Raw genomic sequence first — 21712 nt, 5'->3', positions numbered from 1 at the left:
AAATATGGCTTTATCTTATAAGCGTTACCGGTAACATGTTACCGGTAACTTAAGGAAGTGTGATGAAGGACACAAAACAACAATTCACAACAATTGTGATTGTTTTTGCATCCTACTGACGGAAAATTAGTCACATCTCACTATATTCGCGTTTAAAAATCACTGGAAAGAGATCTTTGGGGGATAAAATGGCCAACGATTACCGCGCAATTGCGAAATCTGTTGTTGAGCATCTTGGGGGCAAGACAAATGTGGCTGCCCTAACACACTGTATGACTCGACTACGATTCGTTTTACACAGCCAAGATGGCGTCGATATTAACAAGCTAAAAGCACTGAAAGGTGTGATGGGTGTTGTTGATAATGGAGACAAAGTACAAGTTATCATTGGTAACGAGGTATCGTATGCATACAAAGAAGTGATGGCGCTTTGTGAGCTATCCACTGTATCTGAGTCAGAGGTTCCTGCTAAAAAAGAGAAGCTAACGGCTAAGTCAATTGGTGCGAAAATGTTGGACGCACTGGTTGGTACCATGTCGCCTCTTATCCCAGCAATCATTGGCGCTTCAATGGTCAAACTGCTCGCCATGGTACTTGAGATGCTGGGCTGGGTTGAGCCAAATGCACCTACCTTGATTATCTTGAAAGCGATTGGCGATGGCGCCTTCTTCTTTCTACCGGTTATGGTTGCCGCTTCCGCATCGATCAAATTCAAGACCAATATGTCTCTTTCCATTGCGATTGCCGGTGTCTTAATCCACCCGAACTTTATGGAATTGATGGCGCAAGCAGCAGAAGGCAAGCACGTTGATTTCTTCGGTATCCCAATCACGTCAGTGAAATACACCTACACGGTTATTCCTGTACTTGTGATGACTTGGGCTCTTTCTTACATAGAACGTTGGGTAGATAGCATTACCCCTGCTGTGACTAAAAACTTCCTGAAACCTATGCTTATCGTATTGATTGCAGCTCCGGTTGCTATCGTACTTATCGGTCCATTTGGTATTTGGGTTGGTACTGCACTTTCAGCGCTTGTTTACACAATTCATGACACATTAGGTTGGTTGTCGGTTGCTATCATGGGCGCACTGTGGCCTCTACTTGTTCTTACTGGTATGCACCGTGTATTTACTCCAACGATTATTCAAACCATTGCTGAGACGGGTCGTGAAGGTATGGTTATGCCTTCAGAAATCGGTGCCAACCTCGGTATGGGTGGTGCGTGTCTGGCTGTTGCTTACAAAACCAAAAACAGCGCACTAAAGCAGACATCATTAGCCGCAGGTGCTTCAGCTATCTTCGCCGGTATCTCTGAGCCTGCATTGTACGGCGTGCTTGTTCGTCTGAAACGTCCACTTATCGCAACAATGATTACTGGTTTTATCGTAGGTGCATTAGCGGGCATGGGTGGCCTTGCGAGTCACTCGATGGCAGCACCAAGCTTGTTTACGAGTGTTCAGTTCTTCGATGTGAATGACCCAATGAGTATCGTTTGGGTGTTCGGTCTGATCGCATTGTCTATTGTTCTGTCATTTGTTCTAACCCTAGTTTTAGGCTTTGAAGATGTTCCAGAAGATGATGCCGATGAGAAAGCAACTTCAGAGTCAGCAAACAAAGAAGCTGGTAAGGCAGAAGACAAGCCGACAGTAGTGTCCGCGTCTTAATTAGAATTGATTAATTTATTCAGTCACCTTACTTCAGCGTAAGGTGACTTTTATTGTTTCCGAGGTATTCGATGTCAAACATTCAATTTCCCGAAGATTTCTTATGGGGTGGCGCTATTGCTGCAAACCAGTCTGAAGGCGCTCACTTAGCGGGTGGTAAAGGCCTAACAACCGTAGATATGATCCCTTATGGTGAGAACCGCATGCCAATTAAGCTTGGTCAGGTTGATAAGGTGACGCTCAGCGAAGACGAGTTCTACCCAAGCCATAACGCGATAGACTTTTATCACCGTTACAAAGAAGACATCGCCTTGCTGGCAGAGATGGGATTTAAAGTCTTCCGCGTATCCATCGCTTGGAGCCGAATCTTTCCAAAAGGTGACGACCTAGAGCCGAACCAAGCTGGCTTAGATTTTTACCGTGATGTTTTTGAAGAGTGTAAGAAATACGGTATTGAGCCGCTCGTTACCTTGTGCCATTTCGATGTGCCTATGCACTTGGTCAACGAGTATGGTTCGTGGCGTAATCGTAAGATGATTGAGTTCTTTAGCCGTTACGCGAGAACCTGTTTCGAAAACTACAAAGGCTTGGTGAAATACTGGTTAACTTTCAACGAAATCAATATTTTACTAGCGAGCCCGTTTTCTGGTGCTGGATTGTTGTTTCAGGAAGGCGAAAATCACGATCAAGTGAAGTACCAAGCAGCTCACCATGAGCTAGTAGCAAGCGCTTTGGTAACCAAGATTGCCCATGAAGTTGATGAGCAAAACCAAGTGGGTTGTATGCTGGCGGGCGGTAACTTCTATCCATATTCATGTAAGCCAGAAGATGTGCTGATGGCTATGGAAAAAGACCGCGAGAACCTGTTCTTTATCGATGTTCAATCGCGTGGTTACTACCCATCTTATGCTCAAAAAGTGTTTGATAACAAAGGTGTGGTGCTTGAAACACAAGAAGAAGATTTCGAGATTCTGAAAAATACTGTCGATTTCATTTCTTTCAGTTATTACGCTTCACGCTGTGCTTCCGCTGATATGAATGCAGGAAATACGAGTGCAGCGAACGTCGTTAAGTCCATCAAAAACCCTCATCTTCCAGCAAGTGATTGGGGCTGGGTCATTGACCCTACAGGTCTTCGAATTACGATGAACACACTCTATGACCGTTACCAGAAACCACTTTTCTTGGTAGAAAATGGCTTAGGTGCTCGTGATACCTTGGATGACAATGGAGAAGTGAACGATGATTACCGCATTGATTACCTTCGTCAGCACATTGTTGCGATGCATGAAGCAATGGAAGACGGTGTACCATTGATGGGTTACACACCTTGGGGTTGTATCGATCTTGTTGCGGCGTCGACCGGAGAGATGAGCAAGCGCTATGGGTTTATCTACGTGGACAGAGACAACCTAGGCAATGGTACGTTAAATCGTATTCCTAAAAAGTCATTCCACTGGTACAAAAAAGTGATCGCAAGCAACGGCAGCGACTTGGCTTAATTTGTCTGTTTGATAATGAGAGAAATGAACAATGAAAACAATTGAACAGCGACTCAGAGATATTCGCATCGTTCCGGTGATCGCCATTAATGACGTTGCTCAGGCTGTGCCGCTTGCGAAAGTACTGGTTGAAAATGGCTTGCCTTGTGCTGAAGTGACATTTCGTACAGAAGCGGCAGCAGAGTCGATTCGTTTGATGCGTGAAGCTTACCCTGAGTTACTGATTGGCGCAGGTACTGTGCTGACTACAGAGCAGGTGGATACTGCCATTAATGCGGGTGTTGATTTCATTGTCAGCCCAGGTTTGGATCCAACCACAGTCAAATACTGTCAGCAAAGAGGGGTTACGATTGTTCCTGGAGTGAGTAACCCAAGCTTGGTTGAACAAGCAATGGAAATGGGGCTTAAGACACTAAAGTTCTTCCCTGCCGAGCCATCTGGCGGTGTCGCAATGTTGAAAGCGTTGACGGCTGTTTACCCGGTTAACTTTATGCCTACAGGCGGTGTAAGCCCAGCGAACGTTGAGTCTTACTTAGCACTGAAATCAGTCGTTGCCTGCGGTGGAACTTGGATGGTACCGACAGACAAAATGGACAAGGGTGATTGGGATGGAATCGCAGAATTAGTCCGAGCGGTCGGCTCCAGATAGTTCGATAGAGAGATACATAGCTAGAAAATGAAAGGGCCAGCTGACACTGGCCCTTTTTGTGGCTGCTTCAAACGATGTAGAGGTTACTCGTTACCAAGCAAAGGTTTTAATGACGTTTTGCTTAGTGATTGGGTTATGCGCGATGTCTTGATTAATCTTATCAAGAAACGGCTTACGAGCCTGAGGCAACATGCCACGCATTGGTGAGATGTTATTGCCGTGGTCACCCCAGTAGTAGCAATCGAAATCTTCTAGGTTTTCGAGCAAGTATTTTTCTTCTTCCAGAATCTGCAATGGCGTTGGTAAAACAAACTCGCCACGGTTTACTTCTTTTTCCAATACCGATCCCGGTTGAACGGCTAAAGCCATCGGTGCAATCGCATCTGGCTGCATGATGTTCAACAAGCTGGTGGTATTAATCGCATGCTCTATAGAACGCTCTTTGCCGCCAAGGCCAAAGATGAAAGAAGCCAGTACCTTGATGTCTGCTTCACGGGCTAGGTTCATTCCTTCAATCGCATGCTCACGCGTCATGCGCTTTTAAATGCGTTCAAGCACAATTGGGTCACCGGACTCCAAGCCTGAATAGGCCATGCTTAAACCTGCCGACTTAATCTCTTTTAATTCAGACAAGCTCTTACGACGGAAGTCATTGAACCCCGAATACAGAGAAATGTTCTTGCTCTCTGGGAAGGTGATCTTGATGTAATCCAGAATCGAAATCAGCATCTCGGTTCTAATCGCCATCACATTACCATCGACCAAAAAGATAGATTCAACATGCGGGTAGATTTTTCTCGCCGCATCAATATCTTCAAAGATGTCTTTGATGTCTCTTACTTTGAAACGCTTATCATCAAACATCGTGCAGAAGGTACACTGGTTATTACTGCACCCCAATGTTGTCTGGATGAGTACGCTCTCTGCTTCCATCCAAGGACGATAAACTTTACCTTCAAAACGCATAAATGCTCCTCGGCCGTAGCCTGTGTTGTTTCGACGGGGGCAAGTTTAGCAATCTGCATCTTGGGTGATAATTGGGCAAAGCGGGGAATCAGTATTAAAGAAATCTTAATAATCGAAAGAGCGCGCAGTTCTTTGTCTGTATAGATAGAACTGCGGCTTGGATTGTGTGTGTGGTGGTGGGGGGGAGTGTTAGTGGTATTTTTATTAATTAATGATCAGTGCGTAACGCACAGCTTTTTTTCGAGTAATTGATTAAGCACTGTCACCAGCTTGTGGTTCTTAGTGTTGTCTAATGCGTCGGCGTGCGGGTCTTTGAACAACCCAGAATCATTATCAAAATATTGACCAGAAGCGTTGGCAAACTCATCACTGAGCGCAGCACGACAAAGAATATCGGCACCAATCGCCAGATCGTTTCCATCAACGCCATAAGCATCTTTCACCAGTTTACTGCCAAGGAAAGAGGCTGGGTTTACAGGGATAATTGCGGTGCCTTTGTCTAAAAGAGTATTGGCTAATTCGATGGACCACATCGTTAGCGCCAGCTTACTTTGCGCGTAAACCGGACCATCAAGTTCACCCGCACTCGGGCTGATTAATGCCTCTAAATCGACGGGTGCTTGGGCTGCTGAAGATAGGTTGACGATACGACCTGTCGCATCAAAAAGAGGAAGCAGCTTTTGTGTCAGTAGATACGGCGCAATGGTGTTTACGACAAAACGCACATCAAGATTGTCTGGAGTGGTGATGTCCGACACCTTATACACACCTGCGTTGTTAATGAGTATATCGAGTCGTTTGTGATCGCTTTTGATTTGGGTTGCGAGCGCCTCAACTTCAGAGAGCGTCGATAGATCTGCGATGTAGCTTTCGATGATTGCATTCTTAGACAGGCGAGACAAAGCGGTCACGACTTTATTGACCTTAACTGGGTTGCGGCCATGAATCAGAACATGGTGCCCTTGCTGCGTTAGTGCTTTTGCGGTCTCTAAACCAATGCCATCCGTGGCACCTGTGATCAGAATTATTTTTTGCATATTCCGTCCTTCAAAAAATAGTTTGAACAACGTTATAACAAAGATTAATGACACATAGTTGCATTTGGCTCACAAGCTGAAGACTCAAATGTGAGTCTATGGGGCAAATAATGACCATTTTAACACTTGGTGGTTAACCGTTGGCGTTTAACGATTAAGTAAGACAATGGGTCAGTTTGTGACTGACCCAAATTAAGAGAAGTGACCGAGTTATTTGATGTCTTGAACGTTCATAACCAGAGTTTCCCAGTTACGTTGGTTTTCCATATCGTGCTCTAGGCCTTGCTCATCGGCAATTTGGAAGCGCTTAACCGCAGGGGTTTTGCTCGTAGCTTGATACAACTAATAAGCTTCCGCTTTGAGTGCTTCGGCTTCGTCAGCATCAAAGTCTCTTGCCCTTGAACATTCACAGTACCGAAGTCAAAAGTGACGGTAAGAATTCCATCCTCGGCTTGAGCTTTAAACGTTGTATAACCTTGATATACCATTTCCATATTCCTTCTGAGAGATTTCATTTCAGCCTATTCAGTGTGAATGCGACCTAAATTCAGGCTAGCGAGGAATGTTCGAACCAACAATTAACCATTAAACGAAACACTATTAACGAATTATTAAGAGTGTTGGCGCGTTTGATAATTTCAATTTATTCAGTGTCTTAGATGGATACTTTAACGTTGAAGGTATCTTGCTAATTCGATTGTCAACGAAATCTAAAAACTCATTCCTTGTCTGGCGCTCTTATCCTTTTCATTTAGCTTCGTATACTGCTCAACTAGGTAATTAGCCCCAAGGTACAGACAAGAGTGAACCGACTTATGCAGATGAGATCCGCGACTTTGAAAACCATCATTGAGAAAACGCTGCCACTGACGCTGGGTGTGTTTGCGATCATGATGGTTCAATTGGTCGATTCGATCTTTATTGGTCAGCTAGGGGTGAATGAGTTGGCGGTTCACGGTATCACCTTGCCATTTCAAGCGGCGTTTACCGGGGTTCAAGTGGGCATCGGTGTGGCGGCAACGTCCATTATTTCTCAAGCGGTAGGGGCAAAAGAACAACGTAAATCTACTTCAATTGCGACGCTGTCGGTTGGATTTGGAGTGTTGGTGATTGCTTTGATCTGCATAGGGCTGATTGTTTTTAGCGATTCTGTTTTTGCGTCGTTTGTGAATGATGTCTCTGACGCTCAATACCAATCCATGCTGTCTATTTTTAATGTGTACTGGCCACTGTGGTTGTTCAGTGCATTGATGGTGGCGGTGCTTTATCTGGCCACCTGCGTTTATCGTGCCAATGGCGATACCAAAACAACCGGAAGCATGTTCTTGGCTGCTAGCGTGATTAACCTAATTCTCGACCCTATTCTGATCTTTGGATTGGATATGGGCATCGCAGGGGCGGCGATCGCATCGAGCATTGGCTACGCTTTCGGCGCAATCTACATGCTAATCAAGTCTCGCGGCAAAGGTTGGTTTGGCTTCAATGGCGCGTGCAGTAACCGAATCAAAGGCTACAGTTTTGAGTTATTCAAGACGGTAATGCCAACCACTGCGAATCAGATATTACCTGCGGTCAGCGCGTTCTTCTCAATGCTATTGATTGCGAGAATCGGAACCGATGAGATGGCTTTTTGGAGCTTACTCGCCCGTGTTGAAAGTTTTATGCTGGTGTTTTCTCTTGCTCTGACGATGTCTATCCCGCCTATGATTGGTCGTTACCTAGGGGCGCAGCAGCGATGCAAAATCCCTGAGCTATTGAATACAACAGCGAAGTTCTTATTGGTTTTCCACACCGTGATGGCAACATTGTTGGCGCTGTTTAGTGGCTGGATTATTCCTGTTATCTCGGAAGAACAAAGCATACGCAGCTGGTTTGAAGTGACCTTGTTATTTATACCGTTCAGCTATGGGCCGCTTGGGCTTTGCATGTTGGTTGCGTCGGTCTTTAATGCCTTGGGTGTGCCGCGTAAAGCTTTGAATGTCTCTTTCCTACGCTTGTTTGTTTTCTACATTCCCGCTTTATGGATCGGCTCGATAACCGGAGACATGGTCAATGCGGTTATTGCTGCGACAGTCGCCAATGTTTTAGCGGGCGCTTTTGCATGGTTTAAGCTTAATGCCTATATTAAAACTCACATTATTCCCCGTGCCGCTGCGGCCAATAAGCAGCGTGTACTCAGCGCAGGCTAGCCATTATTGATGAACATTGAACATCTAAAATTGTTTGTGCGACTCGCGTCTACGCACAATATAGGTCAAGCAGGACAAGAGCGTGGGTTGTCACCTCCGGTAGCCAGTATTCATATCGGAAAACTCGAAGAGAGCCTAGGTGCTATCCGCGTCGATCACGGTGAAGCGGTAAGGGATGTATGTGTCGATGGCTTGGGCATTGCCATGTGCGCGAGTTGGATAGCATACAAGCAGCTCGCGGAAGGTTCGCTGGTTGAGGTGTTGCCGGATTACCCTTTAAAGGATGAGGCGGCTATCTGGGCGGTATACCCGAGTGCTCAGTTACTTGCACCAAAGGTGCGCGTATTTATCGATTACTTTGTTCAATATTATGGTTCACCTTCTTATTGGGATTGCGACGTAAACGGTCAAGCTGAGTAGCTATCAGCTTCAGTAAGAGTAGCGTTCAAGAAGCACTCATTGATAACAAATAAGAAAGCCCCGACCAAAAGGTAGGGGCTTGTTTTTATGTTCTTTATAGAACGTTTTTCTAGCTAACTGCTGTTGTTTTTATTTAGTGTATCTGGCGTTTAATGAGCGTGTACCGCTGAATCTTGGTATAGCTCTGCATCAACTTCTTCGCCTTTGTTTGGACGCGGTACAATCTCAAAAGAGGTGTCAGCTTCTGTCAGTGAAGACAGCAGTTTGTTAAGTGATGTCTTATCACCTTTCACGCCTGCTTGTCCGTCTTCTAACAGTTTTCCTAGGCTTGTTTTCTTAAGCACGATGTCAGACACGTCAGACTTATTGATGATCAGTGTTGTATCGGCGTCTTGTAGCTCGCTCACTTGAATATTGTTCAGGTTACCGTTAGACATTTCAACGTAGTAGAACTCTTGCACGTCTGGTAGCTGAATATTCAACGTAAATGGTGTTTCTTGTGCTTTTAGCGAATCCACTTTAACTGCTAAGTAATCCAACAAGTTCTCAATGGTCATGTTCGCTAACACATCCGGAGATGCAGTTTTCGGTGCGCCCGGTTGTGTGCCAATACGAAGCTCTTGAGCGCCGGTTAGGTAGATGTTTCTCCAACCTGCACCTTCTGATTGATAACCCAACTGCTCGTATGTATCTGCCAATAAGCCACGTGCAACTTTGTTCTCTGGCTCAGCTTGAATCACCTTATTCAGTGCTGTTGCAATGAAGCGGTATTCACCTTCTTGGAAATCTTGCTGCGCTTTTTCAATCACAGCGTCGCTGCCGCCCATGTACTCAACAAACTTCACTGACTCTGGCTTGATTGGTAGTGGGTTTAGGTTAGCTGGGTTCATGTCGAAGTAACCAAGATACATGTTGTACACAGCGCGAGCATTGTGAGAGTAAGTACCGTGGTAACCGTTGGTGTGCCAAGACTGTTGGATGCTGTCTGGCATGACCTTGTAAATCTCGTCACCGATGTCTTGCAGAACCACGCCGTTATTGGCTAAGCGAAGCGTTTGGTTATGAGTAAAACCGTAAGCGTCACGCTGCATTTTTAGGTAATCAGAGATCTCTTGTTCGCCCCAGATTGGCGATGAGTGAGACGCAAACAACACCTCTGTTTCTTCACCCCAAGTGATTAACATCTCGTTGATCTTCTTAGACCATTTCAAGCCGTCACGTACTTTAGCGCCACGCAGCGTGTACAGGTTGTGCATGCCTTGGTAGGTCAGTTCGCCAGTCCAAAGTGCTTTCATGCTTGGAATATACGTCACCATTTCAGAGGCCGCTTCGGTACCTGAAGCATCCATGAATTGCATTTCTAGGCCGTCAATAACCAGAGTTTCAATCTCTTCGTTATGGTTCAGCTCGTAGTCTGGCAGTACGTAAGTAATGCTACCGGTTGATAGGCCTTTCGACAGTGCAGCATCAACAATACCGTGCTCGTGTCGGTTCAGGGTTGCACCATACTGATAAGCGGTACGACGAGACATTGCATTACCCGCCAATACGTTTTCGTCGACGATCTCTTTAGTAATGTTTTTCGAACCGTACACTTTTACATCTGGGTATGCGTCTTTGATTGCTCTTGCGCCACCAAAGTGATCAGCGTGCGAGTGAGAGTAAATCATAGCAACGACGGGCAGTTCGCCGCCATCAGGCACATTGCTCTTGAAGAATTTGAGTGATTTAGCGGCCGCTTCTTTGGTAAGAAGAACGTCGTAAGCGATCCAACCGTTGTCACTACGAATGAAAGAGATAGACGCTAAGTCAGCACCTCGAACTTGGTAAACTTTACCCGGAACAACTTCATATAAGCCTTCTGCTGCTTGGTTCAATACCGCTTGGCGCCACAGTGAAGGGTTTACTGAATCTGGTGCTTGGTCTGCATTCGTCACACTTGGGTCGATAAAGTTAAAGCTATTGCGAATGATGTCGCCCGTCTCTTGGTCGAAGCTAGCAATTAGACCTTTGTTGTTATTGTCGAAAGCGCGAGTGTCGGCAAAGTTAAGTGTTTTTGCGAACTCTTGGTTTGCTTTGGTCGTCATCTCGGTTGCGCTTTTGCCACCTTGGTCGCCAATTTCGCTGAAGTGTGCGTGGTCATGGTTAGCTGCAATTGCCGGGAATGCGAGCGAGATAGCCAGGAACAGTGATGCATTTTTGAACGTGCGAGAAGTTGTCATAAGATCCTCTTCATTTCAGAATTTTGTTTCGTTGAGGCGATTATAGGAATAAGACATATAGCAAAAAATAAAGTAAGCTTTATTTAATACATCACGATTGGCTATGTATTGAATCATGCAATGGTTGGGCGACGAAGACGAATCCTGACCTATGATTGATTAAGACCACATTGACAGGGAGAGTAACGGTGAGCGACGTGGAAAAGTTGGATTTAAATCTATTGAGCGTGTTCTTAGAAGTGTATCGATTAAAGTCGATCACGCTTGCATCAGAATCGCTTGGTATGACTCAGCCTGGGGTTAGCGGGGCATTGAAGCGATTGCAATCTCAGCTTGATACCGACCTGTTTATTCGTGAAGGGCGTGGGATTATTCCGACTAACGCTGCGGTGCAATTGGCAGACCGAGTAGAGCCTGCTCTAGAAGGGATAAGCAGCGCAGTAAGCACTTTAAAGACATTTGATAATCAGCAGCATCATGTGTTTCGTATCCTGGTGAATGAGATTGGATTAACCAAGCTTCAACCTCTCGTCGAGCAAGATGAGACGTTGGGCAATATCTCGATTGAATTCAATATGGTGCCGAACAACGAAGAAGAATTATTGCAAGGCTTGAGCATGCAACAAGCTGATTTAGCGATTGATATCCATTACCCGCAAGTTAACGGCTACATGAAGCAGCCGATGATTGAAGATGAGTTGGTGCTGATAGCTCGAAAGGGGCATCCGAGAATCAATGGCTCTGTGACGCAAGAGCAATATTACAACGAAAAGCATGTTACTTTTAGAATGCGTCGAACCCGTTTATACACGGCAGATTATTTTACCAAGTCGCCACTGAAACAGAGAAAAGTGAGTGCCGAGTGTGACTCGCTGATGACCATGTGTGTGCTGGTATCGGGCTCAGATTGTGTCGGCAGTACATCGCGTGATTTTGCCAATCAATTTTCCGAATCCTTCCAGCTTCAAGTCCTTGATCAGCCGTTTGAAATCTTACCTATGCAGCAATACATGATTTGGCATAAAAGAACCGATTTGAACCCTGCTCATCAGTGGCTGAGAAACAAGATTCAGCAATATATGGCTGATTAACGAGCCGCTCTTGCTGCTCGTTTCTGTTTGGCGCTCTCTATCATCTTAGAAGGCGTCATTCCTGTCACCAACATGGTGCCGGTGATAACCAGAATTGAACCAACAATCGTATTGATGCCAATTGCTTCATCTAAGAATAAGTTACCCCATAGAATACCAAATACCGGAATGATGAAGGTCACGGACAGGGCTGAAGGTGCGCCGAGTTCAGAGACGAGATTGAAGTAAAGTAGATACGCTAACCCAGTACATACCGCGCCTAATAAGACAACCGATGTAGTGATCGTAACGTCGGGTGTTTCTCTCATCGGAATAAAGAATACAAACGGCAAAACCAGCAATACCGCAGCCCACATGCTGCCATGAGCATTGTTGAATGCCTCAACTTTAGGGGCTTGTTTGGTATAGTTTGACGCTATTCCGTAGCTAAAGGCCGCCATCACTGCTGCAAAGATAGGAAGCATAGCCTCACGGCCAATGTTCATCGCATCCCAACCGACTAACACGCCAACTCCTGTTACCCCAATCCCAAGTCCCAATAGAACTTTCGCCTCGAGTGCTGTTTTGGTCCATATTGCACCAATGATTGCCGCCCATATTGGCGCGGTAGAGTTCAAGATGGCGAGTGTCGAGGCGTTAAGTGTCTGCGCGGCATAAGCGAAAAGCAAAAAAGGAAGTGTGGTGTTAAACAGGCCGAGAATGAAGAAGTGTTTTGCGTGATCATGAAAAGAGAGCTTCTTTTTTAAATAGAAAGAAACTAAAAGCAGAGTAAGTGCTGCAAACAGAACTCGCGCTTCAATTAAGACTGCGGGCCCTAATGGATTGGCGGCCATTCTCATGAAAAGAAACGAGCCTCCCCATATAGCCGCAAGTAGTATCAGTTTTAAAAAGCTCACAGTTTGAATCTCAGATTGTGTAAAACCTGACTATGGAGGAAAGATAACTATTACACAAACATAGATGCCAATACTGTGCAGTTATGGACATAAAATCGAGCCCGTTAATCAGGAACAATTTCGATGAATTTCGTTCTGTTTATTGTTCCTTATTTGATGAGTAATCTAGCGTTAGACATCAAACTTAGGCAAACAAAATGAAGATTGAACACATCGCAATTTGGACCAAACAACTCGAAGTACTGAAGCGATTTTATGAAGATTATTTCGGCGCGACATTGAACTCAAAATATCACAACCCAACCAAAGGGTTTTCTTCATACTTCCTCTCATTTGAGACTGGAAGCCGACTAGAGATCATGGAAATGGACTCGGTGCCTGAATCGAAAGATGACATCTATGATCAGTTTACAGGCTTTGTTCATATGGCGATTTCACTCGGGTCGGAACAAGCGGTCGATGCACTCACTCAACGCTTGGTCGAAGACGGCTATGAGCGCTTAGATGGCCCAAGAAGAACAGGCGATGGCTATTATGAGAGCTGTGTACTCGATCCGGATGGTAATCGTTTGGAACTTACCGTTTAATGTAGAGACTTAATTGAGTTACTCATCTACTAACGGAACTGAGGTATGACAATGATGAAGCTTGCTGTGACTTTCCTTTTTAGTCTTGGGCTTATGGGATGTGCTACCTCAGAACCGGTGTATGAGCAGGAGGCGGACTCAAAGCCTGAACCATCACAACCCATAGGTTACCTCGGTTTTAAAGCTCACCAAGAGTGGGCGATTCAATTCAATGATTGCACGGTCTACGATTTAATCGGTGCACAACCTTACCAGTGGTTTGATCGCACTTCAGCCTCTGTGAGCTGTTATACGTTTAAGCCAAACGATGCCATCGAGCCTTTATCTGTCTATGCCGACGCAAACTTCGACAGCAATAAGCTAGCCCCGATTAACCTATTTCAAGAGCTGCAGGTATCAGAGTCTGGCTGGGGCAAGTTTCCTACCGTCTATGAGACCAACGGTACCAATTGGCTGAAAGTCAAAGAGGGTTGGATTCACCTCACACTAGCCGATCAGACACTCGTTCAGTTCTACCCTGGCACTCAAGACCAATCTGGCAAATCACTGCATGATCAGTATTTTGAACAGCATTGATCGTAATGCTGACTGTTGATTAGTCTTTAGATCGATCAAAAAAGATCTTTTAACTGTTGCTGAAACCGGTTTCAATCTGTATCTTTGCTTTTATTGAAATCGATTTCAGAGTTGTAATTGCAGCTCAAATTCTGATCTTTTTCACGAATAACTTGTAGTGAGTAATGGTATGAACAACGAATTTTCGAACGATTTTTTATGGGGCGGTGCAGTAGCAGCGCATCAACTAGAAGGCGGCTGGGATGCGAATGGTAAAGGTGTCAGTGTTGTTGATGTATTAACAGCGGGCGCTCATGGTGTACAACGTCGAATCACCGATGGCGTGATTGATGGCGAAAACTATCCTAACCAAGTCGCAGTGGATTTCTACCATCGCTACAAAGAAGACATTAAGTTATTCGCTGAGATGGGCTTTAAGTGTTTCCGTACCAGTATCGCGTGGACGCGTATCTTCCCAAATGGCGATGAAGCTGAACCGTGTGAAGCGGGTTTAGCGTTTTACGATGATCTGTTTGACGAGCTGTTGAAATACGACATTCAGCCTGTGGTAACACTGAGCCACTTTGAAATGCCTTACCATCTAGCTAAGGAATATGGCGGCTGGATGAACCGCAAAGTGATCGACTTCTTCGTTAAGTATTCAACTGCAGTGATGGAACGATACCAACACAAAGTGAAATACTGGATGACGTTTAACGAGATCAACAACCAGATGAACACCTCGGCAGATATTTTCGGTTGGTTATGCTCAGGCGTGAAGTTTCCACAATGCGAAAAGCCGCAAGAGGCGATGTATCAAGCGGTTCACCATCAGTTTGTTGCAAGTGCTTTGGTGGTTAAGAAAGGTCACGAGATCAATCCAGATCTTCAAATCGGCGCAATGTGTGCGATGGTGCCTTTCTATCCTCGTTCTTCTAAACCGGAAGACATTATGGTGGCACAACAAGCGATGCGTGACCGTTACTTCTTCTCAGATGTGATGGTTCGCGGTCATTACCCAAATTACGCTACGCGTGACTGGGCAATCAAAGGCTTCAACATTGAGATGCAGCCTGAAGATGAGCAGATCCTAAAAGAAGGTAAGGCTGATTACTTAGGCTTTAGCTACTACATGTCGAATACCTTGGATTCTTCTTCTCACCAATCTACAGAAGAAGCGATGGACGGCGGTCATGAAAATTCGGTCGATAATCCGTTCATCCAGTCTAGCGATTGGGGCTGGCCAATTGACCCAACCGGTTTGCGTTTCTGTTTAGCGTCTCTGTATGAACGTTATGAAGTGCCATTGTTCATCGTTGAGAACGGTTTTGGCGCTGTTGATACCATTGAAGAAGATGGCAGCATTAATGACGACTACCGTATCGCTTACCTTGGCGACCACATCAAAGAGATGAAAAAAGCCGTTGCGATTGATGGTGTTGATTTGATGGGTTACACCCCTTGGGGCTGTATCGACTTAGTTTCGTTCACCACGGGCGAGATGAAAAAACGCTACGGATTCATTTACGTAGATAAGCACAACGATCAATCTGGCTCACTAGAACGCAAGCGCAAGAAGTCTTTCGAGTGGTATAAAGGTGTGATTGCATCTAACGGTGCCACTATTTAGAATGCATTCCCAGCGCAGTTATGTGAACTGTGAGCTGTCATTTTGCAATGAATTAGTCGGCCTATGTCGGCTAATTTTTTATAAAGGAAAAGAAGCGAATGGTAACCATGCTTGATGTCGCAAACCGCGCAGGCGTATCTAAATCGACCGTTTCTCGTGTCTTAAATGGCAAGAACATCGTGCGCCCAGATGTGGTGAAAAAGGTATTTGATGCGATTCAAGAAACAGGTTATCGACCGAACTTGTTGGCTCAGCAATTGGCGACCAAGAAGACCAACTTCATCGGCTTTGTTATCACCAATGAGTTGTTCAATGGCCCTTACTTCTCTTCCTTGATGTATCACGCGGCTTCTTATAGCGAAAAGTCGAATCACCAACTGGTGATCACCGATGGCAAACACAGCGCTGAAGACGAAATAAAGGCGATCAACTTCCTGCTGGATATGAAGTGCGCGGGCATCATCCTCTATCCGCAATGCTTAACCGAATGTGAGATTGCAAAGATCATCGACAGCACCGACACTCCGATTCTGGTACTCAACCGTGAAATGCCGTCGAAGCCTGAGCATGCTATCACCACAGACCATTACCAAAGTGCTTGTTTGATGGTTGAACACATCATCGAGCAAGGCCATACAGACATTGCAGTGATTCGTGGTAAAGCCGGTTCTTCGACCGATGAGCTGCGTTACCAAGCCTATCAAGATGTGTTAACTAAACATGGTGTTGCATTGGATGAGTCCAACGTTGTTCAAGGTGATTGGACGATGGAGAGCGGTTATCACGCGGCTCAGGCTTTGGCAAAAAGCAGAACCACATTCACTGCTATCTTGTCTGAAAACGATGATATGGCGATTGGTGCGATTAAGGCGTTAACCGAACTTGGGTACTCATTGCCTCAAGATGTTTCGATCGTCGGCTTTGATAACAGCAAAGTGGGGGCGTTTTTAACGCCAAGCTTAACGTCTGTGAGTGTGCCATTAGAGCAAATGACGCAAAAGGCGATCCTGCAAATTGTCGGTGAAACAGAGCAAGCGACCACCATCAATACCACTGGTAGTTTGGTGTTACGTGATTCGATAGCGAAGCTAAATTAGCACTGTTCGAATTTCATATTTTACCTACAAAAAGTGACGAGATGCGCATCTCTTAAACCAAGCTCAAACACTCCTTATTCACTGTTATTTAGATGTGCGATATTGCGTTTTTGGTCGATGAATTGACCACCATTAGTTAAGTAATGTGAAGCTAGATAAGTAATATGAAAATAGCTAATTGATGTGAGAACAGGTAAGTAACGTGAAAACAGAAAAACAAAAAATGCTAGCAGGTGAACCTTATCAGGCTTGGGATAAAGAGCTTTATGCAGCTCGTATCGAATGTCGCAAGGTGCTTCAAAAACTCAATAACAGTATTCCTGGCACATCTGAATGGGAAGCAGCAACGCAAGAGCTCATTCCGGACTGTGAAAATGCGCATTTAGAACCTCCATTTCGTTGTGACTACGGCTCGAACATCAAGCTAGGCAAGAACTTCTACGCTAACTTTAACTGCGTGATTTTGGATGTGGCTGAAGTGACTATTGGCGACAATGTGCTGCTTGGTCCGAACGTTCAAATCCTGACTGCAGGTCACCCACTCGATGTGAAAGGCCGTGTAGAAGAAGGCGTTGAGTTTGGCACACCGATTAATGTTGGCAACAATGTTTGGCTTGGCGGTGGTGTAATTATCTGCCCCGGTGTCACCATTGGCGAAAACAGCGTGATTGGCGCGGGCAGTGTCGTAACCAAAGACATCCCAGCCAATGTGGTTGCAGTCGGTAATCCATGTAAAGTGCTGAAAGCGATCGATAACGAGTAATAATCAGATTGAATTGATAAAGCCCGAACCTAGGTTCGGGCTTTGTTTTTTCTATTCTTGCTAGATGCTAGATGCTAGATGCTAGATGCTAGATGGAACAGCTTGTTGTGCTTGCTTCTTATCTAACGCACCACTGAATCGAGTCAGAACAAGAGCGATCAAAACGATCACAGCACCTACCCAAGGGGTGTTCATTAATCCAGATTTCGCGACAATCAAACCACCACCCCATGATCCCAATGCAATACCGACGTTGAAGGCTGCAATGTTCAACCCAGAAGCGACATCGACGGCGTCAGGTGTGTATTTCTCAGCCAGTTTCACAACATACACTTGTAGCCCCGGAACGTTCCCGAATGCAAATGCACCCCAAACCAAAATAGTCGCAACGGCTGCGTAAGGGTTTACAGCGGTAAAGTTGAATACCACCAGTACCGCGGCTAAACCAGAGAAGATAACGGTCAGTGCTTTAATCGGGCCCATCTTGTCGGCCATTTTGCCGCCCCAGATGTTACCTACCGCTACTGACACACCGTAAACCAACATGATTAAGCTGATTGAGCTCGAATCAAACCCTGATACGTTTTCCAGTATTGGAGCAAGGAAGGTAAACGCTGTGAATGTGCCGCCATAACCTAGTGCTGTGATAGCGTAAACCAACAGTAAGCGTGGTTGAGTTAGAACCTTTAGTTGTGCCGAAATCTTCGCCGCTGGTGGTTGCTTAAGGTTGCTTGGAACCAAGATAGCGCTACCGATAAGAGCAATAAGACCAAGCAGAGCAACGATCAAGAAGGTCGCTTGCCAGCCAAAGGTTTGGCCGATATAAGTGCCCAGTGGTACGCCGGTTACCAATGCAACCGTTAAACCCGTAAACATGATCGCAATGGCACTGGCTGCTTTATCTTTTGAAACCAAACCTGTCGCGATGGTCGATCCAATCGAGAAGAACACACCATGGGCAAGGCCTGTCAAAATTCGTGCGGCGATCAGCGTGTTATAGCCTGGAGCTTGCCACGCCAATAAGTTACCAATGACAAACAATGCCATCACGGTTAGCAATACCGCTTTACGATTCCACTTTCCGGTTAATGCCGTTAATACTGGTGCGCCAATAGCAACGCCAAGCGCGTATAAACTGACTAATAGGCCTGCCGATGGCAGAGATACATTCAAGTCGCTCGCCATGGTAGGAATCAAGCCTACGATGACAAATTCTGTGGTTCCGATGGCAAAGGCGCTGAGCGTCAATGCAAGTAATGCTAATGGCATAATCATCTCTCTTACTGTTCTTTGTTAAATACCGAGCGCGATAAAATGGGGCAGCTTGTGACTGCAATAGGAGCGCTTCGTTTGATGGCGGGGATTATCTAGTAATATATATTTGTGATAAATGACGTTATTAACAAATAACCTTTGTTAAATTTGCAATTATTGAAGAGTTAGCCGATCATTGGATTAAGCTGATGAGATCGAAAAGACAAAGATGATTTGAGCTGTGATGAGCACAAGCGAGATGACATTAAACAAAATGAAGATAGCGAAGGAGCCTTATGTTAACCCGTTCAGATGATTTAGAAATGGTACTCACCGTTGTCGATGCTGGTGGTTTTTCTGCGGCGGCAGAGGCGCTGGATGTGCAGGTCGCCAAGGTATCTCGTTCGGTGAGTAAGGTTGAGTCGCAACTCGGCGTCTCAATATTCAACCGAACAACGAGACGCGTGGAATTGACGGAGGAAGGGCGGCAGTTTGTCGATTCAGTCAGGGTGGGATTACAGATGATTCAGAGCGCGGAAGAAGAAATCGTGTCGCGCGGAGAGTTGCCAAAAGGTCGTTTAAGAGTCGATGCCGCCAGTCCATTCGTATTCCATCAGCTAGTGCCGTTGGTGCAGTCATTCAAAGAGGCTTACCCAGACATTGAGTTGGAACTCACTTCCAACGAAGGCTTCGTTGATCTTCTCGAAAAGAGAACTGATGTTGCGATTCGAATCGGTAAGTTGTCCGATTCAACACTGCACGCTCGCCCGTTAGGAAAAAGTTTACTCCATATTGTGGCGTCACCTGATTATCTCGCTAAGCGTGGGCTGCCCACCAAACCTGAAGATTTGAGTTCGCATCAAATTGTGGGGTTTGCGGGTAACAAAGTGCTTAACCATTGGCCTTTACCAAACCAAAGTGATGTCGCGCCTACTGTGACAGCCAGTAATGGTGAAACCGTGCGTCAACTAGTCTTAGCTGGAAATGGGATTGCTTGTTTATCGGGGTTTATGGTGCAGGAAGATATGGCAGCAGGTCGCCTAATCCCTATCTTGGAACAAGACAAACTTGCCAACACAGACCGAGAGCGAGTGAATGCGGTTTACTACAAGTCGTCATCGGTCTCTAAACGTATCTCGGCGTTTATCGACTTTATTCAGCCCCGTTTGAGCTTGTAGGGAAGGCTTGTGTAGAGACGATAAAGGTTATGCAGCGTGAACAATGTTTTCGGTGTTGATCCTTACATGTCCCTTAGATGAACAACAGCTTTAGCGCTTACGTAAGTAATGCGTTTGCACAATCTCATATAAGTAAGTCGACACGCCTGTTAGTGTGAAATCAAGCGGTGAAACTAGATCTCCAAACAATGGTGAAGCATCACCCAGACCGAACAGACTCACCATCGAAATGGTAGAAAACCCGCTAAGTTTATATTGCCTGACACTCACTCAACTTAGGTGATTTGTAGGTCAATTTACTGATCTTCAAATTTATACTGGATAATTACCTATAAATTTCAGGATTTAGCAGTAATAATCAATGAATAGATCGGAATAGCTTGTTCATTGAAAAGCTGTACGGAAAGTTTCTAAAGACGCATCGTGAAAAGGAAGTCAGATACATGCCTGTGCTCCAACGCATCAGTTTAACGTTAATCTTAATCGCCGTTTTAGGTGGGTGTTCTTCACTTCCTGAAGGCATCGATCATCCAACAGAACCGCCAACCTCTCCTGCACCTAGCTCTTTATCGGTTCTAACCAATGAATTTCAGCCTGAAGCTTTAGAGCAAGGCACCACTGCGGTTCGTCTGCAAGAGTCCGGTTGGGATGCTTTGGCACAGCGATTAGCGCTGGTAGAAAGTGCCGAGCACACCATCGACATTCAATACTACATCTGGAACTCTGACGAATCGGGAAGCTATCTCGCTAGCCGTTTATTAGCCGCGGCTGAGCGTGGTGTGAAGGTGCGCGTAATGCTGGATGATATCAACCTCAACGAACGTGAAGGGTTGCTGTCGGCACTGGATGCACACCCGAACGTCGAGATTCGTATCTTCAATCCAACACCAACACGCCGCGGTTTCAGTAAATGGCTGAGCTTTGTCGGCGACTTTTCTCGTTTAAATCGCCGTATGCACAATAAGTCGTTTACCGTCGATGGTACTTTGTCTGTGGTGGGTGGACGTAATATTGGTGATGAATACTTCGACCTTTCTGATGAAATCAATTTCCGAGACCGCGATGTATTAGTCATGGGCTCGGTAGTTAACACCATCCAAACCAGTTTTGTTGAATACTGGAACAGCCGTTGGTCTTACCCTGTCGATATGCTGGGTGATGACGAGCAACCTGATCTCTCGAAGATAGATAATATTGTCGTTCCGCATTATCAAAATTACCCGGAATTGCCACTAGATCGTAAGGCTGCTGATAGTTTGCTGAAAGAGGTGATTGGTGAGATGGCATGGGTGAATGCGCGTTTTGTTTACGATCAGCCTGTTCCTGATGATTCAGACAATACCGATGAACCGAAAGCGACCGCGATTCTTCTAGGTAAGTTAGCGAGTGAATCGAAACAAGAGATCTTATTGGAATCGGCTTACCTTGTATTCGATGATGGTCAGCTTGAAGAGTGGCAAGTGTTGAACAATAAGGGCGTTGAGATAAAAGCGCTAACTAACTCTATGGCCTCTAATGATCTGGTGACTAATCATTCTGCTTATGCGGGCAGACGTTACGATATGTTGGAGCATGGCATCGATCTGTTTGAGCTAAAACCAGAATCTAAGTTGTGTGAAGCATCGACTCAAGACGTGTCTAAATGTGCGCCTGAGACAGCCTATGGCTTGCACGCTAAATCAGTCGTATTCGACCGCAGCATCGCGAGCATCGGCTCATTTAACTTCAACTTGCGCTCTACCTACCTCAATACTGAATCGGTTTTGATCATCGAAAATAAAGAGATTGCTGAAACGTTAGCAGACACTATTGAGCAAGCAATGAGTGAAGATAATAGCTGGCGCTTGGAATTGGAAGACGGTGATGTGTATTGGTATTCAGGCGATCAACGTTGGGACAGCGAACCTGACACTGGTCAATGGGAACGAATGCAGTCAGGCTTCCTACAGTTGTTACCGATTGAGAAATATCTGTAAGCTAGCCGCCTCCGGATAAATAAAAATGTCAGC

General features: G+C 45.5%; 17 protein-coding genes and 2 pseudogenes. 13 read left to right on the top strand and 6 right to left on the bottom strand.

The features are described 5' to 3' along the window. Positions 1–188 precede the first annotated feature (188 nt). The 3 genes from ascF (at position 189) to LMH68_RS16050 (ending at position 3818) form a co-directional block, all read left to right on the top strand. Positions 189–1667, top strand: a complete 1479-nt coding sequence (ascF, locus tag LMH68_RS16060) for a PTS cellobiose/arbutin/salicin transporter subunit IIBC (protein ID WP_017064040.1) — start codon at positions 189–191, stop codon at positions 1665–1667. 71 nt (positions 1668–1738) lie between these two features. After that, positions 1739–3169: a 6-phospho-beta-glucosidase gene (ascB, locus tag LMH68_RS16055; RefSeq protein ID WP_229648103.1), complete on the top strand. Its 1431-nt coding sequence runs from the start codon at positions 1739–1741 to the stop codon at positions 3167–3169. A gap of 31 nt (positions 3170–3200) precedes the next feature. After that, complete coding sequence (locus LMH68_RS16050) at positions 3201–3818, top strand: bifunctional 4-hydroxy-2-oxoglutarate aldolase/2-dehydro-3-deoxy-phosphogluconate aldolase (protein ID WP_229648102.1); 618 nt, start codon at positions 3201–3203, stop codon at positions 3816–3818. A 90-nt stretch (positions 3819–3908) separates the two neighbouring features. On the opposite strand, the pseudogene LMH68_RS16045 reads toward LMH68_RS16050, so the two are convergent. The 3 genes and pseudogenes from LMH68_RS16045 to LMH68_RS16035 form a co-directional block, all read right to left on the bottom strand. Then, positions 3909–4784 (bottom strand): annotated as a pseudogene (locus tag LMH68_RS16045) (radical SAM protein). Positions 4785–4999: 215 nt separating this feature from the next. Beyond that, the gene (locus LMH68_RS16040; protein WP_229648101.1) at positions 5000–5821 is read right to left on the bottom strand and encodes an SDR family NAD(P)-dependent oxidoreductase; all 822 of its coding nucleotides are present in this window, start codon (positions 5819–5821) and stop codon (positions 5000–5002) included. 210 nt (positions 5822–6031) lie between these two features. Next, a pseudogene (locus LMH68_RS16035) lies at positions 6032–6190 on the bottom strand (enoyl-CoA hydratase/isomerase family protein); the annotation flags it as partial. A gap of 446 nt (positions 6191–6636) precedes the next feature. Here LMH68_RS16035 and LMH68_RS16030 point away from each other — a divergent pair. Further along, entirely contained in the window at positions 6637–8010 is a 1374-nt protein-coding gene (locus LMH68_RS16030; RefSeq protein ID WP_017064035.1) for an MATE family efflux transporter, read from the top strand. 9 nt (positions 8011–8019) lie between these two features. Further along, on the top strand, positions 8020–8430 hold the full coding sequence (locus tag LMH68_RS16025) for a LysR family transcriptional regulator (RefSeq protein ID WP_229648100.1): 411 nt from the start codon (positions 8020–8022) through the stop codon (positions 8428–8430). 149 nt (positions 8431–8579) lie between these two features. Here LMH68_RS16025 and LMH68_RS16020 read toward each other — a convergent pair whose 3' ends face one another. Next, positions 8580–10652: an alkyl/aryl-sulfatase gene (locus LMH68_RS16020; protein ID WP_229648099.1), complete on the bottom strand. Its 2073-nt coding sequence runs from the start codon at positions 10650–10652 to the stop codon at positions 8580–8582. A 188-nt stretch (positions 10653–10840) separates the two neighbouring features. Between LMH68_RS16020 and LMH68_RS16015 the strand changes: the two genes are divergently transcribed. After that, a complete protein-coding gene (locus tag LMH68_RS16015; protein ID WP_017059462.1) occupies positions 10841–11743 on the top strand; it encodes a LysR family transcriptional regulator in 903 nt (300 codons plus the stop codon). On the opposite strand, the gene LMH68_RS16010 is transcribed toward LMH68_RS16015, so the two are convergent. Beyond that, complete coding sequence (locus LMH68_RS16010) at positions 11740–12582, bottom strand: DMT family transporter (protein ID WP_029235183.1); 843 nt, start codon at positions 12580–12582, stop codon at positions 11740–11742. The two genes, LMH68_RS16015 and LMH68_RS16010, sit on opposite strands and share 4 nt — an antisense overlap. Positions 12583–12836: 254 nt before the next feature. Between LMH68_RS16010 and LMH68_RS16005 the strand changes: the two genes are divergently transcribed. The 5 genes from LMH68_RS16005 to LMH68_RS15985 all read left to right on the top strand — a co-directional run bounded on the left by LMH68_RS16005 (position 12837) and on the right by LMH68_RS15985 (position 17271). After that, entirely contained in the window at positions 12837–13226 is a 390-nt protein-coding gene (locus LMH68_RS16005; RefSeq protein ID WP_229648098.1) for a VOC family protein, read from the top strand. A 51-nt stretch (positions 13227–13277) separates the two neighbouring features. Further along, on the top strand, positions 13278–13802 hold the full coding sequence (locus tag LMH68_RS16000) for a hypothetical protein (protein WP_229648107.1): 525 nt from the start codon (positions 13278–13280) through the stop codon (positions 13800–13802). A 169-nt stretch (positions 13803–13971) separates the two neighbouring features. After that, positions 13972–15411: a 6-phospho-beta-glucosidase gene (locus LMH68_RS15995; protein ID WP_065583752.1), complete on the top strand. Its 1440-nt coding sequence runs from the start codon at positions 13972–13974 to the stop codon at positions 15409–15411. Between the two features lie 98 nt (positions 15412–15509). Then, positions 15510–16508 carry a LacI family DNA-binding transcriptional regulator gene (locus LMH68_RS15990; RefSeq protein ID WP_229648097.1) on the top strand — a complete coding sequence of 333 codons (999 nt, stop codon included), beginning with the start codon at positions 15510–15512 and terminating at the stop codon, positions 16506–16508. 202 nt (positions 16509–16710) lie between these two features. Further along, the gene (locus tag LMH68_RS15985; protein ID WP_017064028.1) at positions 16711–17271 is read left to right on the top strand and encodes a sugar O-acetyltransferase; all 561 of its coding nucleotides are present in this window, start codon (positions 16711–16713) and stop codon (positions 17269–17271) included. A gap of 81 nt (positions 17272–17352) precedes the next feature. Here LMH68_RS15985 and LMH68_RS15980 read toward each other — a convergent pair whose 3' ends face one another. Further along, positions 17353–18540: an MFS transporter gene (locus LMH68_RS15980; RefSeq protein ID WP_017062388.1), complete on the bottom strand. Its 1188-nt coding sequence runs from the start codon at positions 18538–18540 to the stop codon at positions 17353–17355. Positions 18541–18821: 281 nt separating this feature from the next. On the opposite strand from LMH68_RS15980, the gene LMH68_RS15975 reads away from it, so the two are divergent. Continuing rightward, positions 18822–19703, top strand: a complete 882-nt coding sequence (locus LMH68_RS15975; RefSeq protein WP_017064026.1) for a LysR family transcriptional regulator — start codon at positions 18822–18824, stop codon at positions 19701–19703. A 443-nt stretch (positions 19704–20146) separates the two neighbouring features. After that, the gene (locus LMH68_RS15970) at positions 20147–21679 is read left to right on the top strand and encodes a phospholipase D family protein (RefSeq protein WP_229648096.1); all 1533 of its coding nucleotides are present in this window, start codon (positions 20147–20149) and stop codon (positions 21677–21679) included. Positions 21680–21712: the final 33 nt, after the last annotated feature.

It is taken from the genome of Vibrio sp. F13, from assembly GCF_020806305.2.
Lineage (GTDB): Bacteria > Pseudomonadota > Gammaproteobacteria > Enterobacterales > Vibrionaceae > Vibrio > Vibrio crassostreae_C.
The sequence above is the reverse complement of the archived record's forward strand: the minus strand, read 5'-3'. Positions and strand labels throughout refer to the sequence as shown.